Origin of the sequence: Eubacterium sp. BIOML-A2 (assembly GCF_009680135.1) — a bacterium.
GTDB classification, from domain to species: Bacteria; Bacillota; Clostridia; order Lachnospirales; family Lachnospiraceae; genus Faecalicatena; species Faecalicatena contortus_B.
This window is the reverse complement of the sequence record NZ_WKZK01000066.1, coordinates 13,283-29,906: the sequence shown is the minus strand read 5'-3', so window position 1 is coordinate 29,906 and position 16,624 is coordinate 13,283. Positions and strand designations below refer to the sequence as shown.

The following is a 16,624-nucleotide window of genomic DNA, read 5'->3' as shown; positions in this document are numbered from 1 at the left end:
ACCCCCTTGCACCTGTTTGTTAAATTATTTGCAATAAAGTGTCGGCAGTGCAGCGTATACAGCAGCGCATACTATCAAATCTGCTTTCCATGTTTTCTCGTTCGGAGCATGAGCCTGCGCCTCTGCGCCAGGTCCAAATCCGATGCACGGGATTCCATTTCTTCCCATAATGGATACGCCGTTTGTCGAGAAGGTCCATTTGTCGGTTAACGGACGGGCTTTTCTCATTGCCTCTGTCTCTGCGGTTCCGATTCTGGTGTCGCCGTAGAGGCTGGTGTATGCTTCCTCAAGTGCTTTTGTTACGGCGTGATCCTCCGGGATGACCCATGTCGGGAAGTAGCACTCGATCGGATAGGTAAGTCCTGTGTAGGAGGGCCTGTCGTAGTTGTACATGGAAACCTTTACGTCATCACCGTATTTTTTCACGCTTGGAAGTGCACGGATCTCATCCAGGCAGCTCTCCCAGGTCTCGCCTGCCGTCATGCGGCGGTCCAGAGATACGGAACAGGAGTCTGCAACTGCACAGCGGCTGGGAGAGGTAAAGAAGATCTCGGATGTCGTGACAGTTCCTCTGCCCAGGAAACGCGCTTCTTTCCATTCCGGATTGAACTTTTCATCCAGCATCTTGACGAGGCCTTTGATCTCCGTGCCTTCCTCAGCGTCGTTTTCATTTAAAGCACGGATATCCTGCAGGATATCGGCCATCTTATAGATTGCATTGTCACCGCGCTCCGGTGCTGAACCGTGGCAGGAAACGCCTTTGACATCCACACGGATCTCCATGCGTCCGCGCTGTCCGCGGTAGATACCGCCGTCTGTCGGCTCTGTAGATACAACGAATTCCGGGCGTACCTTATCTTCATTGATAATGTACTGCCAGCAGAGACCGTCACAGTCTTCCTCCTGGACAGTTCCGGTTACGAGAACGGTGTATTTGTCGCTCAGCAGTCCCAGGTCTTTCATAATCTTTGCCCCGTATACGGCAGAAACAATACCGCCGCACTGGTCGGATACACCGCGGCCGCCGATCTCTTCGTCGTTTTCATATCCTTCGTACGGATCAAAAGTCCAGTTCTCAATGTTACCGATACCTACAGTGTCGATGTGGGCGTCAAATCCGATGATCTTTTCGCCTGTTCCCATGTAGCCGAGAACATTTCCCTGGGGATCGATTTCCACTTTATCAAAACCCAGGTTTCTCATCTCTTCGGCGATCCGTTCAATATGTGCTTTCTCATCACAGCTCTCGCCCGGGAATTTTACAATGTCCCTTAAAAATTTGGTCATGTCAGCCTGATAACCTTGTGCAGCTTCTTTGATTTTGTTAAAATCCATGATTACTTCTCCTTTTTAGAATTTATTATATTGAAATTGCTTCGTTTAACGGTCATTTCCGCCCCACACGATGGATTCGTATCTCTCCGGATCTGTATCTCCTTCGGTGGAGAAGAGAAGGACTCTTGACTCTTCATTCAGTCCAAGATGCTCTCTTAAGTCTTTATATTCATCCATACACATGATGCACGCCAGCGCGCCGAACGGTGCGGCTCCGGATTCCCCGGAAGTAACAGGTGCATCTCCCTTTACCGGCGCTGCCAGCATACGCATGCCTTTTGCGGCTACCCAGTCAGGCGCTGCGATGAATGTATCCACATGGTTCTTCAGGATATCCCAGGAGATCGTGTTCGGCTCTCCGCAGGCCAGCCCGGCCATGATCGTTACCATATCTCCATCCACGATCTGGATGCTTCCGTCCCCCAGGGCAGCACCCTTGTAGAGGCAGGCAGCGGCTTCGGCCTCCACTACGATAACTTTCGGAGGATTCTCCGGATAACGGTTGGCAAAATATCCCTGCACAGCTCCTGCAAGAGATCCCACGCCAGCCTGGATAAATACGTGTGTTGGTCTGCCGCAGCCATATTCCTTCAGCTGTTCATTCGCCTCCATTGCCATGGTTCCGTATCCCTGCATGATCCAGGCCGGAATCTCCTCGTAGCCGTCCCATGCAGTATCCTGCACCATAATGCCGTTTTCAGTCTTCGATGCCATGTCCGCAGCCATGCGCACACACTCATCATAGTTGTATTCCTCGATCGTTGCCTGTGCGCCTTCGGCGAGAATGTTATTGAGGCGGGTCTGTGTGGTGCCCTTGGGCATCAGCACGACGGCTTTCTGCCCCAGCTTATTGGCCGCCCATGCAACGCCGCGTCCGTGGTTGCCGTCCGTAGCCGTGAAGAAGGTTGCCTGGCCGAATTCCTTTTTCAGTTCTTCGGAAGTCAGCACCTGATAAGGAAGCTCAGAAACATCTTTACCCACCTGTTTGGCGATATAGCGCGCCATTGCGAATGAGCCGCCCAGCACCTTGAAAGCATTGAGGCCAAACCGGTAAGATTCATCCTTTACGTATACTTCCTTTAAGCCCAGCCGTTTGGCCATCTGATCCAGCCTGGCAAGCGGGGTGATACTGTACTGTGGAAAGCTTTCATGAAAAGCCCGTGCTTTTTCAACCTGGCTAAGCGCCATAACCTTCAGTTGTGCATCGTCTGTTTTAGGCATATGGTTCACTGCCCATTTGATTGATTCCATGTGTGAAAAACCTCCTTCTAACTATTTGAGCACTCACGGGAACTATCTTGCACCCATCTTTGCGGCTGATTTTCCGCGAGTACTCTATTTGCCTGCGTCCATGTAACTATAAAGTGTGAATTTTGAAATTCCCAAAAGAGAAGCAATTTTGTCTCCGGATTTAGTGATCAGAAAAGCGCCGGCGTTGTTCAGGTACTGAACGACTGCGACTTTGTCATCCTTATTCATGATAGCAACCGGTTTGCCAACGAGTGCAAGAGCCTGTTCGATCAGGGTATCCAGCAGCTCGTTTACATTGTGGGTGATTTTTGGGGGCTGGTTGTTATCGGTTTCCTGTTCCTTTTTTTGTTCCGTGCTGATGAATGAATGGATGGCGGATTCGACAGTGAGCAGTGAGGTGATGTCATAGTTAAGAGAAAATATGTAAGCGATGCTGTCATCATCATCCCTGATATACATGGTGCTGGATTTGAGAATCCTACCGTCTTCTGTCTTGGTGAGATAGGAAAGACGGTCCTGAATCTGTGACGGTTTCCGGCTCAGTGTCTCCAGAACCACGCTGGACGGTCCGTCGCCAAGCTTCCTGTTGGATACATGCCCATTCTCGATATAGACAATGGAGCTGTCCAGTTCTTTCTTTCTCAGATCGTGGATAACAATCTCACAGGAACTGCCAAACTGTACGGCAAGGCCGTGGGCGATCTGCTTTAATAAGTCTAATTTCTGGCTCAAAGTTACCATTCCTTTCGCGTGTGAGTATGGGAAATGATCCCGAAAACTTTTTGCTTCTAAACTCATCATAGCATAAAAAAAAATTAAATCAATACTTTTTCTAAAAATTTTTTAGGTTACCTAAATTTTTTTGAGATTCTGTATTGCAATTATCTTATATAAATGGTATTCTATATACAACAAAAGCAGTCCTTAAAAATCTGTGCGAAAAAGAAAGGCCTGTTTTTACAAAAGGATATACAAAATATAGTGCGACGTGCAAGGAAACCAACCCCCTTGTAGAATTTGTATACGCGGTGACATGCACCGGAAACCTTTAGGACATTTCATTAAGAAAAGGAGACGAATAGTATGCTTATTTTAGGAAACGGCAGGGTAATCACGCGTGACGAGAAGAATCCGTATCTGGAAAACGGCGCTGTGGCGATCGAGGGAAGCACCATCCAAAAGGTGGGATCCTTAGGTGAAGTCAGAGCGGCATATCCGGAGGCGGAATTTATTGATGCCGGAGGAAAAGTAATTATGCCGGCATTTATTAATGCGCACGAACATATTTACAGTGCCTTTGCAAGAGGGCTTTCTGTAAAGGGATATGACCCGAAGGGATTTTTGGATATTCTGAACGGCATGTGGTGGACCATAGACAGGAATCTCACACTGCAGGACACATATCTGAGCGCTATGGCTACGTATATTGATTGTATTAAGAACGGAGTGACGACCATATTTGACCACCATGCCAGTTTTGGATCAATCCGGGAGTCCTTATTCCATATAGAAAAAGCAGCTAAGGAAACAGGGGTGCGTTCCTGTCTGTGCTATGAGATATCCGACCGGGACGGCAGGGAGAAGGCAAGGGAATCTGTGATGGAAAATGCAGAATTTATCCGCTATGCCCGGCAGGACGGAAGCGGGATGATAGCCGGAATGATGGGGATGCACGCACAGTTTACCATATCAGATGAAACCATGGAACTGGCAGCAGCAAATAAGCCGGACGGTGTGGGTTACCATATCCATGTGGCCGAAGGGATTGAGGATCTGCACCACTGCCTGAAACACTATGGGAAGCGTATCGTTGACAGGCTGATGGACTGGAATATTCTGGGGGAGAAGACCTTGCTGGGCCACTGTATATACATTAACGGACACGAGATGGAGCTGATTAAAGACACTAATACCATGGTTGTACATAATCCTGAATCCAACATGGGCAACGCCTGCGGCTGCCCGCCGACGATGGAACTGGTGCACAGAGGCATCCTGACCGGTCTGGGGACGGACGGATATACCCACGACATGACGGAGTCTTATAAAGTAGCCAATGTTTTGCACAAACACCACCTGTGCGATGCGACGGCGGCATGGGGCGAGGTACCGCAGATGCTCTTTGACGGCAACGCTCAGATTGCAGGCAGATACTTTGACCAGAAACTCGGCGTTCTGGAAGAGGGCGCGGCAGGGGATGTCATCATCGTAGATTACGATCCGCTGACCCCCTTCGGAGCAGAGAACTGCAACGGGCATATCCTGTTTGGTATGAACGGGCGGAATGTAGTAACTACGGTGGCTAACGGGAAAATCCTGATGAAGGACAGAGAATTGCAGCATATCGACGAAGCAAAGGTGATGGCGGACTGCAGACAGGCTGCGGCAGAACTTTGGGGACGGATTAACAAGTAAAAGCGGAAAAGTGTTGCAAGGGGGTCAGACCCCTCTGCAGAGGGGTCTGACCCCCTTGCACTACCGTTTTCAGAATATTCAGATTATTTAGGAGGTTTACGCAAATGAGTGATATTATGACCCCGATGTCTTTCGGGCATTTAGTAGATTGGATGATGACGGAGCGTGAGAAGTCAGGCACTGTGTTCGGAGAGCATGCACCTTATCAGGCCGATTCCAGATATAACAGGACAATTTTCGGACGCCCGCTGGAGACTCCGGTCGGCCCGGCAGCCGGCCCGCACACGCAGCTGGCACAGAATATTGCGGCCGCTTATTATACCGGAAGCCGTTTCTTTGAACTGAAGACCGTGCAGGTGATGGACGGCGCCGAATTGGCGGCATGCGTGAGTAAGCCGTGCATCAAGGCTGACGATGAATGTTATAACTGTGAGTGGTCTACGGAACTCTACGTGCCGCAGGCAATGGAGGAATACATTAAGGCGTGGTTCCTGCTCAAGGTGATGGCAAAGGAGTTTGAGCTTGGCAGCATGGACGGATTCCAGTTTAACATCAGCGTGGGGTATGACCTGGAGGGGATTCAGTCTCCAAAGATAGACCGTTTTCTGAACACCATGAAGGATGCCGGAGATTCTGAAATCTTCAGGGATTGCAAAGCATATCTCCTGGAGCATGCGGACAGATTCCAAAAAGTAACAGAGGAAGATATTGAGAGTATCTCATCAGAGATCTGCAACTCCGTCACAATCTCCACACTGCACGGATGTCCTCCGCAGGAGATTGAAAAGATTGCAATGTACCTGGTTACGGAAAAGGGCTTCCACACCTTTATCAAATGTAATCCTACCTTATTAGGATACGAATTTGCCAGAAAGACCATGGATGAGATGGGATACGATTATGTGGCATTCGGGGACTTCCACTTCAGGGATGACCTGCAGTACGTGGATGCCGTTCCGATGCTCACCAGGCTGATGAAAGTGTGTGAGGAGCGTAACCTGGAATTCGGCGTGAAGATCACCAACACGTTCCCTGTAGATGTCAAACAGAACGAGCTTCCCAGCGAAGAAATGTATATGTCCGGAAAATCCCTGTATCCGCTCTCCATCTCTCTGGCCGCAAAGCTGGCAAAAGAGTTCGGCGGTAAACTCAGGATCTCATTTTCCGGCGGAGCCGATTTCTACAATATAAAGGGCATCGTGGACGCAGGTATCTGGCCGGTCACCGTTGCCACTACACTGCTGAAGCCGGGCGGATACCAGAGAATGTGCCAGATCGCCCGTATCCTGGAGACAGAGGGCGCTGTATTTGAAGGCGTAAGCATCGAAGGATCAAAAGCACTGGCAGAAGCCGCAATCGTGAGTCCCCATCATGTGAAGGCGGTCAAACTGCTACCATCCCGCAAGATGAACAAGGAGGTACCGCTTTTGGACTGTTTCGTGGCGCCATGTAAAGAAGGCTGCCCGATCCACCAGGATATCACCACATACCTGCAGCTTGTGAATGCCGGAAAATATGAGGAGGCAATGGAGGTCATTACAGAGAAGAACCCACTGCCGTTTATTACCGGAACGATCTGTGCACATAACTGCATGAGCAAATGTACCAGAAATTTCTACGAAGAACCGGTACATATCCGCGCTATGAAGCTGGAGGCTGCAGAAAATGGCTATGAGGCGTGGCTGGCAGATGTGTCGCCAAAGCCCCTGACAGAGAAAGGGAAAGCTGCCGTCATCGGAGGCGGCCCTGCCGGTATGGCAGCGGCATATTTTCTGAGACGCGGCGGCATGGAAGTTACCCTCTTTGAGCAGACCGGCTCCCTGGGCGGAGTGGTGCGCCACGTGATCCCGGAATTCAGGATCCCGGGAAGCTCCATTGACAAAGACGCAGAAATTCTTAAGGCAGCAGGCGTTGATATTCAATACAATACAAAAGTAGAAAGCGTGCAGCAGTTAAAAGAACAGGGGTATGGTGCGGTCATATTTGCAGTGGGCGCATACAAACCGGGTATGCTGAAACTGGAGGCCGGCGAGACGATGAATGCGCTGGAGTTCCTCGGGGCGTTTAAAGAAACAGAAGGCAGCCTGGACATCGGGAAACATGTCGTTGTCATCGGCGGGGGAAACACCGCAATGGACACGGCCAGAGCCGCAAAACGGACCAAAGGCGTCGAGACGGTTTCTCTGGTCTACAGAAGAACCAAACGCTATATGCCGGCGGATGAGGAGGAACTGCTGCTGGCAATTGAGGACGGTGTGGAATTTCAGGAACTGCTTTCCCCTGTCAAACTGGAAAATGGCAGACTGGTCTGCAGAGTAATGCAACTTGGCGATTTCGATGATTCCGGCAGAAGAAGTGTGATTGAAACCGAAGAGATCCGGGAAGTTTTGGCAGACACCGTGATTGCCGCCGTGGGTGAAAAGATTCCGACTGAGCTGTACGAGGCGAATGGTATCCATGTAAATGAGCGCGGGAAAGCAATGGTTAACGCGGAAACCTGCGAGACAAACCTGGAAGGTGTCTATGTAATCGGAGACGGCCTGGGCGGTCCGGCAACGGTAGTAGAGGGCATAAGAGATGGCCGGAAGGCGGCAGAAGCAGTGATTGGACGGAGCCTGGCGAAAGATTTCGACAGGCAGGCGGACGAGGCTAAGGTCTACAGCCGCCGCGGCATCCTGCGGGATATGGAGAACGGGAAGGCAGAGACAGAGCGCTGCCTGGGATGCTCCAGTATCTGTGAAAACTGTGTGGAAGTATGTCCAAACCGTGCAAACATCGCCATCCGGGTGCCGGGCATGGCAAAACATCAGATTATCCATATAGACTATATGTGCAATGAGTGCGGCAACTGCAAGAGCTTCTGTCCATATGAGAGCGCCCCTTATCTGGATAAGTTCACGCTCTTTGCCGGAGAAAAAGATATGGAAGACAGCAGAAACCAGGGATTTACGGTAGTGGACAGGGAAAAGGGAGTATGCAGGGTGAGATACCTTGGAGATACTTTTACCTGGACAAAGGGTGAAGAGACAAAGCTGCCCGCGGGACTGCAGCAGCTGATTGAAACAGTCGTTCAAGATTACCCCTACCTCCTGGGATAAAAGAGCACAGCATAAAAGGCGGGGCACGGCCCCGTGAATAGTATCCAATAAGCGCCCATGCACAGAAAGACAGAAAGAAGGAATGGTTATGAAACGTTTGTTTAAAGGCGGAATCATCGTCAGCGGCGAAGGACAAAAGAAGCTGGACATCCTGGTAAAAGGCGAAAAGATTCTGGCAGTCGGTGAAAATCTGGAATTCAGGGACGCCGAGATAGAAGACGTCCGGGGCAAGTACCTTTTCCCGGGATTTATTGATGCACATACCCATATGGCTCTGGAAGTCAGCAACACCATAACTGCAGACAAATTTGACACGGGAACCAAGGCGGAGATTGCGGGAGGAACCACCTGCATCATAGATTTTGCCACACAGAACAAAGGAGAGACACTTGCCCGGGCGCTGGATAACTGGCACCAAAAAGCAGACGGACACTCCTCATGCGACTATGCGTTCCATCTGGCGCTATCCGACTGGAATGAGAACGTCGGCCGTGAACTGGAGCAGGTTGTGGCGGAAGGAATCTCTTCTTTCAAACTGTATATGACATACGACAATATGGTCGTGGATGACAAGACCATGTATGAAATCCTGTCCCGTTTGAAAGAACTCGGCGGAATCGCAGGAGTACATTGTGAAAATAAGGGAATCATAGATGCAAGGCTGGAGGAAGTTCTGCAAAAAAAAGGAAACCGCAGGGATGTCTCTGATTATCCGGGAACGAGGCCGCCGGCAGCAGAAGCGGAGGCCATCAACCGCCTGCTTAAGATAGCGAAGTGTGTGGATACACCCGTCATTGTGGTGCATTTGAGTTCGGCAGAAGGCTACCGGGAAATCCAGCGGGCCAGGGACGAAGGGCAGACGGTCTATGTGGAAACCTGTCCCCAGTACCTCCTTATGGATGACAGCAAGTACTCCCTGCCGGATGGGGAAGGCAGGAAATACATGATCGCGCCGCCGCTGCGCAGAAAGAAGAATCAGGAGGTGCTGTGGAAGGCGCTTACGGAGGGCAGGATCCAGACAATCTGTACAGACCACTGCAGCTTTAATCTGGAACAAAAAAGCGCGGGGATCGAAGACTTCTCTCTGACACCGTGCGGAATGCCAGGCGCAGAAGAGCGTCCTGGCCTGATTTACCAGTTTGGCGTAAACGAGGGACGCATCACTATAGAACAGATGTGCAAATATCTGTCCGAGAATCCAGCAAAGTTATACCACATGTATCCACAGAAAGGAACGCTTTCTCCGGGAAGCGATGCAGATATCGTAGTATGGAATCCCGATACCGAGTGGATTCTGTCAAAAGAGTCACAGCAGACCAACATCGACTATTGCCCAATGGAAGGCACCAAGATTAAAGGCAGGGCAGAAAAGGTATTTCTGCGGGGCCGGCTGATAGCGGAAAACGGGGAAATTAAAATAGAAAATGCAGGGCAGTATATAAAGCATGGAGTCACGAAGGAAGCTGACAATTAAAGAAGGGCGGCACATGATAAAAGCATACCTTAATCCGCAGTTTACTGCGGATCCGCCCGAAGGGCATGGGTTAAGGGATGCCCTTTGGGTATACCGGGAGGGAAAACTGGTACAGTTCCCCTCTCTTCTGGAGGCATTAAATATAGAAAATTCAACGGCTCCCGTTCTCTCATTCACAGGAGCGGGAGGCAAGACAACACTGATTACACGGATGGCAGGCGAGTATCTGCGAAGGGGAACCAGAGTTGTCGTGACAACGACTACCCACATGATGGCCTGGGATTACCCGTGGTTTCTTTTGGAACCCTCGGCAGAGAAGATGGAAAGAATCCTGGCTGACGAAGGCATGGTATGGCTGGGCCTGCCCGCCGGTGATGGGAAAATGCAGGCTCCGCCCCGCGGGTTTCTGCAGCAGGTTTTGAAAAAGGGATACCCGCTGCTGATCGAGGCAGACGGTGCGAAGAGGTTCCCGGTCAAAGCGCCGGCTTCCCATGAGCCGGTGCTGCTCCCCGAGACGACACATGTGATCAATGTCTGCGGACTGGACAGCCTTGGAAAGCCCATGGAAGAAGTCTGTTTCCGGCCTGAAATTGCTGCCGGACTGCTTCATAAACAAAAAACGGATCCGGTCACGCAGGAAGATATTGTAGATCTGGCGCTGGACAGCCGGGCCGGAAAAAAGCATGTAATGCCCCAAATGTCTTACCATCTGGTTTTGAACAAAGCCGACGGCGCGAAGGAAGAGGCACAGGCCCTGGAAATCTGCAGGTTGGCAGAAAAAAGGGGATTCGCACAGATCACAGTAACAGCAGGAGGAAGACAGATACAGAGATGAAAATACTAATTAAAGGCGCGGGGGATCTGGCAACAGGAATCGCTTCGCGCCTCTATCACAGCGGGCACCAGATTGTTATGACAGAGATCGCAGTTCCTCTGACGGTGCGCAGAATGGCGGCGCTTTCCAGAGCTGTCTATGAGGGGACGGCCGTCGTAGAGGATATGAAAGGCGTTCTTGTATATTCGGAAAAGGAAGCAGAACAGGTTCTGGCGGACGGGAATATCGCGGTGATTGTGGACGCAAACGCTAAAATAGCCGCTGGACTTCAGCCGGATGTCATTGTGGATGCAATACTGGCGAAAAGAAATACCGGGACAAGAATAACAGACGCCCCCTTTGTGATTGGGGTGGGCCCGGGATTTACTGCGGGAATTGACTGCAATTGTGTTGTGGAGACAAAAAGAGGGCACACACTGGGGAATATCTTTTATTCTGGCAGTGCGCTTCCAAACACCGGAATTCCGGGGGATGTGGGAGGTTATACGACAGAACGCCTGATCCGCGCCGCAGCAGAGGGGGAGATGCAGCCGTTGGCAGCCATCGGGGATATCGTAGAAAAAGGCCAGGCGGTTGCCGTTACCGGTGGAAAAGAAGTATATGCCCGGATGAGCGGTGTGATCCGGGGAATGCTTCAGTCCGGTGTCCGTGTAAGTGAAGGAATGAAAATAGGGGATATTGATGCGCGCTGCGAAAAGTCCCACTGCTTCACCATTTCTGACAAAGCAAGGGCCGTGGGCGGAGGCGTACTGGAAGCGGTAACCCGGCATGAACACATGAAGGGGAAATATGCCCTTGTCTTGCTTGCGGCAGGAAAAAGCACACGGTTTGGGGAAAACAAGCTCCTGGCACAGATCTCCGGCAGACAGATGTTTGAATACATGCTGGACAAAATCAGCGCGTTCGGAGCCTTTCCCACATATATTGTGACGGGATATGAAGAGATTGAAAAAAAAGCAAGGCGAAAGGGGATACGGGTTGTGAGAAACGATGAGCCTGAACGGGGGATTTCCCGTTCCGTCAGGCTGGGAGTGGAAGCCTGTACAGAGCAGTTTCCTGATATTCAGGGCATTCTTTTTTCCGTGTGTGATCAGCCCGCTTTGCATGCGGCCACGATCCAGCGGATACTCAATGCAGCAGGGCTCCACAGGGGAAAGATTATCAGCGCCTGCCATAAGGACCGGCCGGGCAATCCGGTTCTCTGGGACAAAAAGTTCTTCCGCGATCTCAGGCAGCTTTCCGGAGACAACGGAGGGCGGCAGATTATGTCCGGTCTGCAGGACAAAGTAAGATATGTGGAAGCACAGGAAGAAGAATTAAAAGATATTGACTTCCGGTCAGATCTTTCAGAATAAAGTTCCGGGAAACGTAACAGTTCAGGCTTGCCTGAACTGTTACCGGGAAAAGGAGGGTATTATATGTTCACAGTACATGTAAATGGGAAAGATTATCAGGCAGAGCAGGACAAAAAGCTGATGCGGTTTCTGCGTGACGACCTCCGTCTGACATCCGTGAAAGACGGGTGCAGCCAGGGCGCATGCGGCACCTGCACGGTTCTGGTAGACGGAAAGACAACACGTGCGTGCATTCCCATGATTTCTAAGATGGAGGGCAAATCCATTGTAACAGTTGAGGGATTAAGCGAAAGAGAAAAAGAAGTGTATGCTTATGCTTTTGCCACGGCCGGCGCCGTTCAGTGCGGCTTCTGTATTCCCGGCATGGTCATGAGCGCAAAGGGCCTGATTGATGTCAACCCGGATCCGACCCGCCTGGAAGTGATAGCGGCGATCCGCAATAACATCTGCCGGTGCACAGGGTATAAGAAGATTATCGACGGAATCCTTCTCAGCGCCAGAATATTCCGGGAAAATCTCCCTGTGGCGGACAACAGCGGCATCGCACTGGTAGGTGATGCAATCCAGAGGATTGATGCCAGAGAAAAGGTGTTGGGAACCGGAGAATATCCGGACGATATCTATCTCGACGGCATGATCTACGGCAGCGCAGTGCGTTCCGAATATCCCAGGGCAAAAGTACTGGCGATCCACGCGGAGGAGGCTCAGGCGCTGGAAGGCGTGATCGGAGTCTATACCGCAGAGGACATTCCGGGGCAGGTAAAGGTGGGCCACCTGAAGCAGGACTGGGATACCATGATTCCGGTCGGGAAAACCACGCATTACCTCGGGGATGCGATCTGTCTTGTGGCGGCGGAAACACCGGAGATACTTGAACGGGCTAAGAGCCTTGTGAAGGTGGATTACGAAGTGCTGGAACCGGTGCTCAGCCCCTTTGACGCCATGAAAGAGGATGCGCCGCTTGTCCATGCATCCGGAAATATTCTGGCACATGAGCATCTGGTCCGGGGAAATGCCGACGAGGTCATTGCCAATTCGAAATATAAAGTAACAAAGCATTACGAAACACCATGGACCGAGCATGCATTTCTGGAGCCGGAGTGCGCGGTCGCCATGCCTTTTGACGACGGGGTATTTATTTATTCCACAGATCAGGGTACATACGATACCCGGCACGAATGCTGTATCATGCTGGGACTCCCTCCGGAGAAGGTGATTGTGGAAAACAAACTGGTCGGCGGCGGATTTGGCGGAAAAGAGGATGTCAGCGTCCAGCATCACGCAGCGCTTCTGGCGTACCTGACCAAACGGATCGTAAAAGTAAAGCTATCCAGGCAGGAAAGCATTGTCATCCATCCAAAACGTCATCCAATGTGGATGGATATCACAACAGCCTGTGACGAGAACGGCATACTGACCGCGATGAAGGCGGTAGTCGTATCGGACACAGGGGCCTACGCATCCCTGGGCGGGCCTGTGCTGCAGCGTGCCTGTACACATGCTGCGGGGCCGTATAATTTCCAGGTAATCGATATAGACGGAAAGGCGGTGTACACGAATAATCCGCCTGCCGGTGCATACAGAGGCTTCGGAGTAACCCAGACCTGCTTTGGATCCGAGCGGAATCTGGACCTGCTGGCAGAGATGGCCGGCATTTCTCCCTGGGAGATCCGTTACCGTAATGCCATCCGTCCGGGACAGGTGCTGCCGAATGGACAGATTGCCGATGATTCCACGGGTGTTGCGGAAACATTGGAAGCCGTAAAAGACATCTATGAGAGCGAACCCTATGCAGGGATTGCCTGTGCCATGAAAAATGCGGGCGTAGGCGTGGGACTGCCCGACTGGGGCCGCTGCCGCCTGCTGGTAAAGGACGGAAAAATACAGATCCATGCGGGTGCGTCCTGCATCGGGCAGGGGCTTGGAACGGTTCTGACACAGGTGGTATCCGAGACGACCGGCCTGCCGGTTAACTGTATCAAGTACTGTCCGCCCAATACCGCGGATTCCCCCGATTCCGGAACTACCTCCGGTTCACGGCAGACACTGATTACCGGGGAGGCCGCGAAGCGGGCGTCGGAAGATCTGAGAGAAGAGCTGGCAGGGCAGACACTGGCGGCTCTGGAAGGAAAAGAGTATTACGGTGAGTATCTCGCCAAGACCGACAGGATGGGCAGCGATGTGCCAAATCCGGTGTCTCATGTGGCCTATGGTTATGCTACTCAGGTATGTGTCCTGAATGAGGATGGAACGGTCAAGAAAATGGTGGCGGCCCACGATGTGGGCAAAGCCGTGAACCCGGTCAGCGTGGAAGGCCAGATAGAAGGCGGCGTTGTGATGGGAATGGGATACGCACTGACGGAAAGATATGAGATCAAGGAAGGGTATCCGGTATCCAGATTTGGTACGCTGGGGCTGTTTAAGGCGGATAAGGTGCCGGAATTGGTATCCCTTATTGTGGAAAAACCAGGCGTGGACGTGGGGTATGGGGCTATTGGAATTGGAGAGATCACATCCATACCAACGGCTCCGGCTGTTGCAGGGGCTTATTATAAATGGAATGGAGAGTTTCAGACTGTATTGCCGCTGGAGGGAACTCCATATACCAAAAAGAAGTAAATCGGGAGTTAGTGACGAGCTATAGTCTCGGCGCGGATGGGGACGCTCTATGAAGGGATAGCCGAAAACCTCCCGGAGAACATCCATGTCCTTTCAAAAATGCGGCCGCGGACCTAAGAAATTCTAGGCGGGAAACAGCCCTGAAAATGGAGCACTACTGACACATCACGAGAAATCCGATGATTTCTCGCGCTGGGTCAGCTGATTTTTGGATTCGGAATCCAAAAATCTCTCCATTTTCAGGGCTGTTTCCCACCAAGAATTTCTAAGGTTCGCGGCCGCGTTTTTGAAAGGACATGGATGTTCTCCGGGAGATTTTCGGCTATCTCTTCATGGAGCTGGCGCATCCGGCCGGCAGGACAAGACTCGTTACTAAGGTGGGACCTAATACGGGGGCGTCGTATGGGATTGGACTGGCGGGAATTTTATGGCTTTGGGAGGTGTTAGAAGACAGGGGGAATGAAAAAAAGGATTAAAACAGTGTGCTGAACGGTTTAAAATGAGCTGTATAAAAACAGTTTTAAACTTAACTGAAAACTTACCCGGAAATTTACCCCAAAACTTACCGGAGAAGCAAGTTGTTTTTATAAATAACTTGCTGTATAATATGTACAGTGGACTTTATATTTGATGATATGAGGTTTAATAGAAAAAAGGAGAAAGAATATGAAAAAGTTTAAAAGAGCAGGAAGTGTGTTTCTTATGGCAGTGATGATGGGGGTTTTGGTTTTTGGGTGTTCTTCTAACGAGGATGAGAAAAGGGCTGACGCGAAAGACGGTGCAAAAACAGAGGTACAGGATGCCGAGGATGAGGGGGCGGAAGAACCTGCAAAATTACTTGTTGCAGCGGCAGCAAGTCTGGAGTATTCTTATGAGGACGAACTGATTCCGATGTTTGAGGAGGAGAATCCAAATATTACCGTAGAGGGGACATACGATAGTTCGGGGAAATTGCAGACGCAGATCGAGGAAGGGATTGAGGCTGATGTATTTATGTCGGCAGCTATGAAGCAGATGAATGCATTGGTTGACGAAGATCTGGTGGATAAGGATTCCGTAGTGAAGCTTCTTGAGAATAAAATTGTGCTCATTGCCTCTGCAGATTCTGTCCTGGATCTGCAGGAATTTACGGATATTACGAAAGCCGGATCAATTGCTATTGGCGACCCGGCAAGTGTTCCGGTAGGGCAGTACTCACAGGAAGCGCTGACATCTCTTGGTATCTGGGACGAAGTGTCAGCAAAAGCGAGTCTTGGTACGAATGTAACAGAAGTGTTGAACTGGGTTGCAGAGGGAAGTGCGGAGGCAGGGATTGTTTATGCTACCGATGCAGCAACAACGGATAAAGTGAAAGTGGTAGCAGAGGCGCCGGAAGGCAGCCTTGCAGAAAAGGCAATCTATCCGGTAGGTGTTGTCTCTGCTTCAGCACAGAAAGAAGCAGCGGAGAAATTCGTGGATTTCCTGCAGAGTGACAAAGCAATTGCAGTATTTGAAAAATATGGATTTATACAGAATAAATAGTATAAGAAAATGAAAGCGGAGGGCTCAGGATGGATTTATCACCGATACTGATATCGATGAAGACAGCAATGACGGCGATTGTGATTACCTTTTTTGCAGGGATAGCAGTCGCATACTGGGTTGTAAACATGAAGCATGAAAAGATCAAAATGGTTTGTGACGGAATCCTGACCCTGCCGCTTGTGCTCCCCCCCACTGTGGCCGGCTTTTTCCTGTTGTATATTTTCGGGATTAAGCGTCCGGTCGGTAAACTGCTCCTGGATTTTTTCGGAGTAAAAATTGCATTTTCCTGGTGGGCAACTGTCCTCGCGGCAGTGGTCATATCATTTCCATTGATGTACCGCTCTGCGCGCGGGGCTTTTGAACAAGTAGACTTTAATCTGCTATATGCGGGAAGGACGCTGGGAATGTCCGAGTGGAGTATTTTTTGGAGGATTCTGATCCCAAACGCCCTCTCGGGCATCTTATCCGGGGGAATTCTGGCCTTCGCAAGAGGGCTGGGAGAGTTCGGGGCCACTGCCATGATTGCGGGCAACATCGCAGGAAAAACGCGCACCCTTCCCCTTGCGGTCTACTCCAACGTGGCGGCAGGGGACATGCATGGGGCATATCAGTATGTGCTGATTCTGGTTGTAATCTCGTTCTTTGTAGTAACAGGAATGAATTATGTAACCTACGTGTTTGGAAAATATGGCCGGAGATAAGCGCTGCCTCCGGAAGA

At 50.8% G+C, this 16,624-nt stretch carries 11 protein-coding genes; 8 read left to right on the top strand and 3 right to left on the bottom strand.

Annotation, left to right across the window (positions count from 1 at the left end; translation table 11 throughout):
• Positions 1-24: 24 nt before the first annotated feature.
• From GKG43_RS19330 to GKG43_RS19320, 3 genes are all read right to left on the bottom strand, one after another.
• The gene (locus GKG43_RS19330; protein WP_055152467.1) at positions 25-1,335 is read right to left on the bottom strand and encodes a YgeY family selenium metabolism-linked hydrolase; all 1,311 of its coding nucleotides are present in this window, start codon (positions 1,333-1,335) and stop codon (positions 25-27) included.
• 45 nt (positions 1,336-1,380) lie between these two features.
• Positions 1,381-2,586 carry a diaminopropionate ammonia-lyase gene (gene dpaL, locus GKG43_RS19325; protein WP_050641332.1) on the bottom strand — a complete coding sequence of 402 codons (1,206 nt, stop codon included), beginning with the start codon at positions 2,584-2,586 and terminating at the stop codon, positions 1,381-1,383.
• A gap of 84 nt (positions 2,587-2,670) precedes the next feature.
• On the bottom strand, positions 2,671-3,327 hold the full coding sequence (locus GKG43_RS19320) for a helix-turn-helix transcriptional regulator (RefSeq protein WP_050641331.1): 657 nt from the start codon (positions 3,325-3,327) through the stop codon (positions 2,671-2,673).
• Positions 3,328-3,669: 342 nt separating this feature from the next.
• Here GKG43_RS19320 and ssnA point away from each other — a divergent pair, with 342 nt between their 5' ends.
• The 8 genes from ssnA to modB all read left to right on the top strand — a co-directional run bounded on the left by ssnA (position 3,670) and on the right by modB (position 16,607).
• Complete coding sequence (ssnA, locus tag GKG43_RS19315; protein ID WP_055152465.1) at positions 3,670-5,001, top strand: putative aminohydrolase SsnA; 1,332 nt, start codon at positions 3,670-3,672, stop codon at positions 4,999-5,001.
• 104 nt (positions 5,002-5,105) lie between these two features.
• Entirely contained in the window at positions 5,106-8,099 is a 2,994-nt protein-coding gene (ygfK, locus tag GKG43_RS19310) for a putative selenate reductase subunit YgfK (RefSeq protein WP_129879678.1), read from the top strand.
• 88 nt (positions 8,100-8,187) lie between these two features.
• Entirely contained in the window at positions 8,188-9,573 is a 1,386-nt protein-coding gene (gene hydA, locus GKG43_RS19305) for a dihydropyrimidinase (RefSeq protein ID WP_055152461.1), read from the top strand.
• Positions 9,574-9,586: 13 nt separating this feature from the next.
• Positions 9,587-10,408: a selenium cofactor biosynthesis protein YqeC gene (gene yqeC / locus GKG43_RS19300; protein ID WP_055152458.1), complete on the top strand. Its 822-nt coding sequence runs from the start codon at positions 9,587-9,589 to the stop codon at positions 10,406-10,408.
• On the top strand, positions 10,405-11,763 hold the full coding sequence (yqeB, locus tag GKG43_RS19295) for a selenium-dependent molybdenum cofactor biosynthesis protein YqeB (protein ID WP_055152456.1): 1,359 nt from the start codon (positions 10,405-10,407) through the stop codon (positions 11,761-11,763). Before yqeC ends, yqeB begins: the two co-directional genes overlap by 4 nt.
• Positions 11,764-11,826: 63 nt before the next feature.
• A complete protein-coding gene (gene xdh / locus GKG43_RS19290) occupies positions 11,827-14,382 on the top strand; it encodes a selenium-dependent xanthine dehydrogenase (protein WP_055152454.1) in 2,556 nt (851 codons plus the stop codon).
• Between the two features lie 666 nt (positions 14,383-15,048).
• Positions 15,049-15,903: a molybdate ABC transporter substrate-binding protein gene (modA, locus tag GKG43_RS19285; RefSeq protein ID WP_050641324.1), complete on the top strand. Its 855-nt coding sequence runs from the start codon at positions 15,049-15,051 to the stop codon at positions 15,901-15,903.
• Positions 15,904-15,932: 29 nt separating this feature from the next.
• Complete coding sequence (gene modB / locus GKG43_RS19280; RefSeq protein WP_050641323.1) at positions 15,933-16,607, top strand: molybdate ABC transporter permease subunit; 675 nt, start codon at positions 15,933-15,935, stop codon at positions 16,605-16,607.
• Positions 16,608-16,624 lie beyond the last annotated feature (17 nt).

Coding starts and splice junctions, on each gene's coding strand:
- GKG43_RS19330 (WP_055152467.1), bottom strand. CDS start 1,335: ATGGATTTTAACAAAATCAAAGAAGCTGCACAAGGTTATCAGGCTGAC.
- dpaL (WP_050641332.1), bottom strand. CDS start 2,586: ATGGAATCAATCAAATGGGCAGTGAACCATATGCCTAAAACAGACGAT.
- GKG43_RS19320 (WP_050641331.1), bottom strand. CDS start 3,327: ATGGTAACTTTGAGCCAGAAATTAGACTTATTAAAGCAGATCGCCCAC.
- ssnA (WP_055152465.1), top strand. CDS start 3,670: ATGCTTATTTTAGGAAACGGCAGGGTAATCACGCGTGACGAGAAGAAT.
- ygfK (WP_129879678.1), top strand. CDS start 5,106: ATGAGTGATATTATGACCCCGATGTCTTTCGGGCATTTAGTAGATTGG.
- hydA (WP_055152461.1), top strand. CDS start 8,188: ATGAAACGTTTGTTTAAAGGCGGAATCATCGTCAGCGGCGAAGGACAA.
- yqeC (WP_055152458.1), top strand. CDS start 9,587: ATGATAAAAGCATACCTTAATCCGCAGTTTACTGCGGATCCGCCCGAA.
- yqeB (WP_055152456.1), top strand. CDS start 10,405: ATGAAAATACTAATTAAAGGCGCGGGGGATCTGGCAACAGGAATCGCT.
- xdh (WP_055152454.1), top strand. CDS start 11,827: ATGTTCACAGTACATGTAAATGGGAAAGATTATCAGGCAGAGCAGGAC.
- modA (WP_050641324.1), top strand. CDS start 15,049: ATGAAAAAGTTTAAAAGAGCAGGAAGTGTGTTTCTTATGGCAGTGATG.
- modB (WP_050641323.1), top strand. CDS start 15,933: ATGGATTTATCACCGATACTGATATCGATGAAGACAGCAATGACGGCG.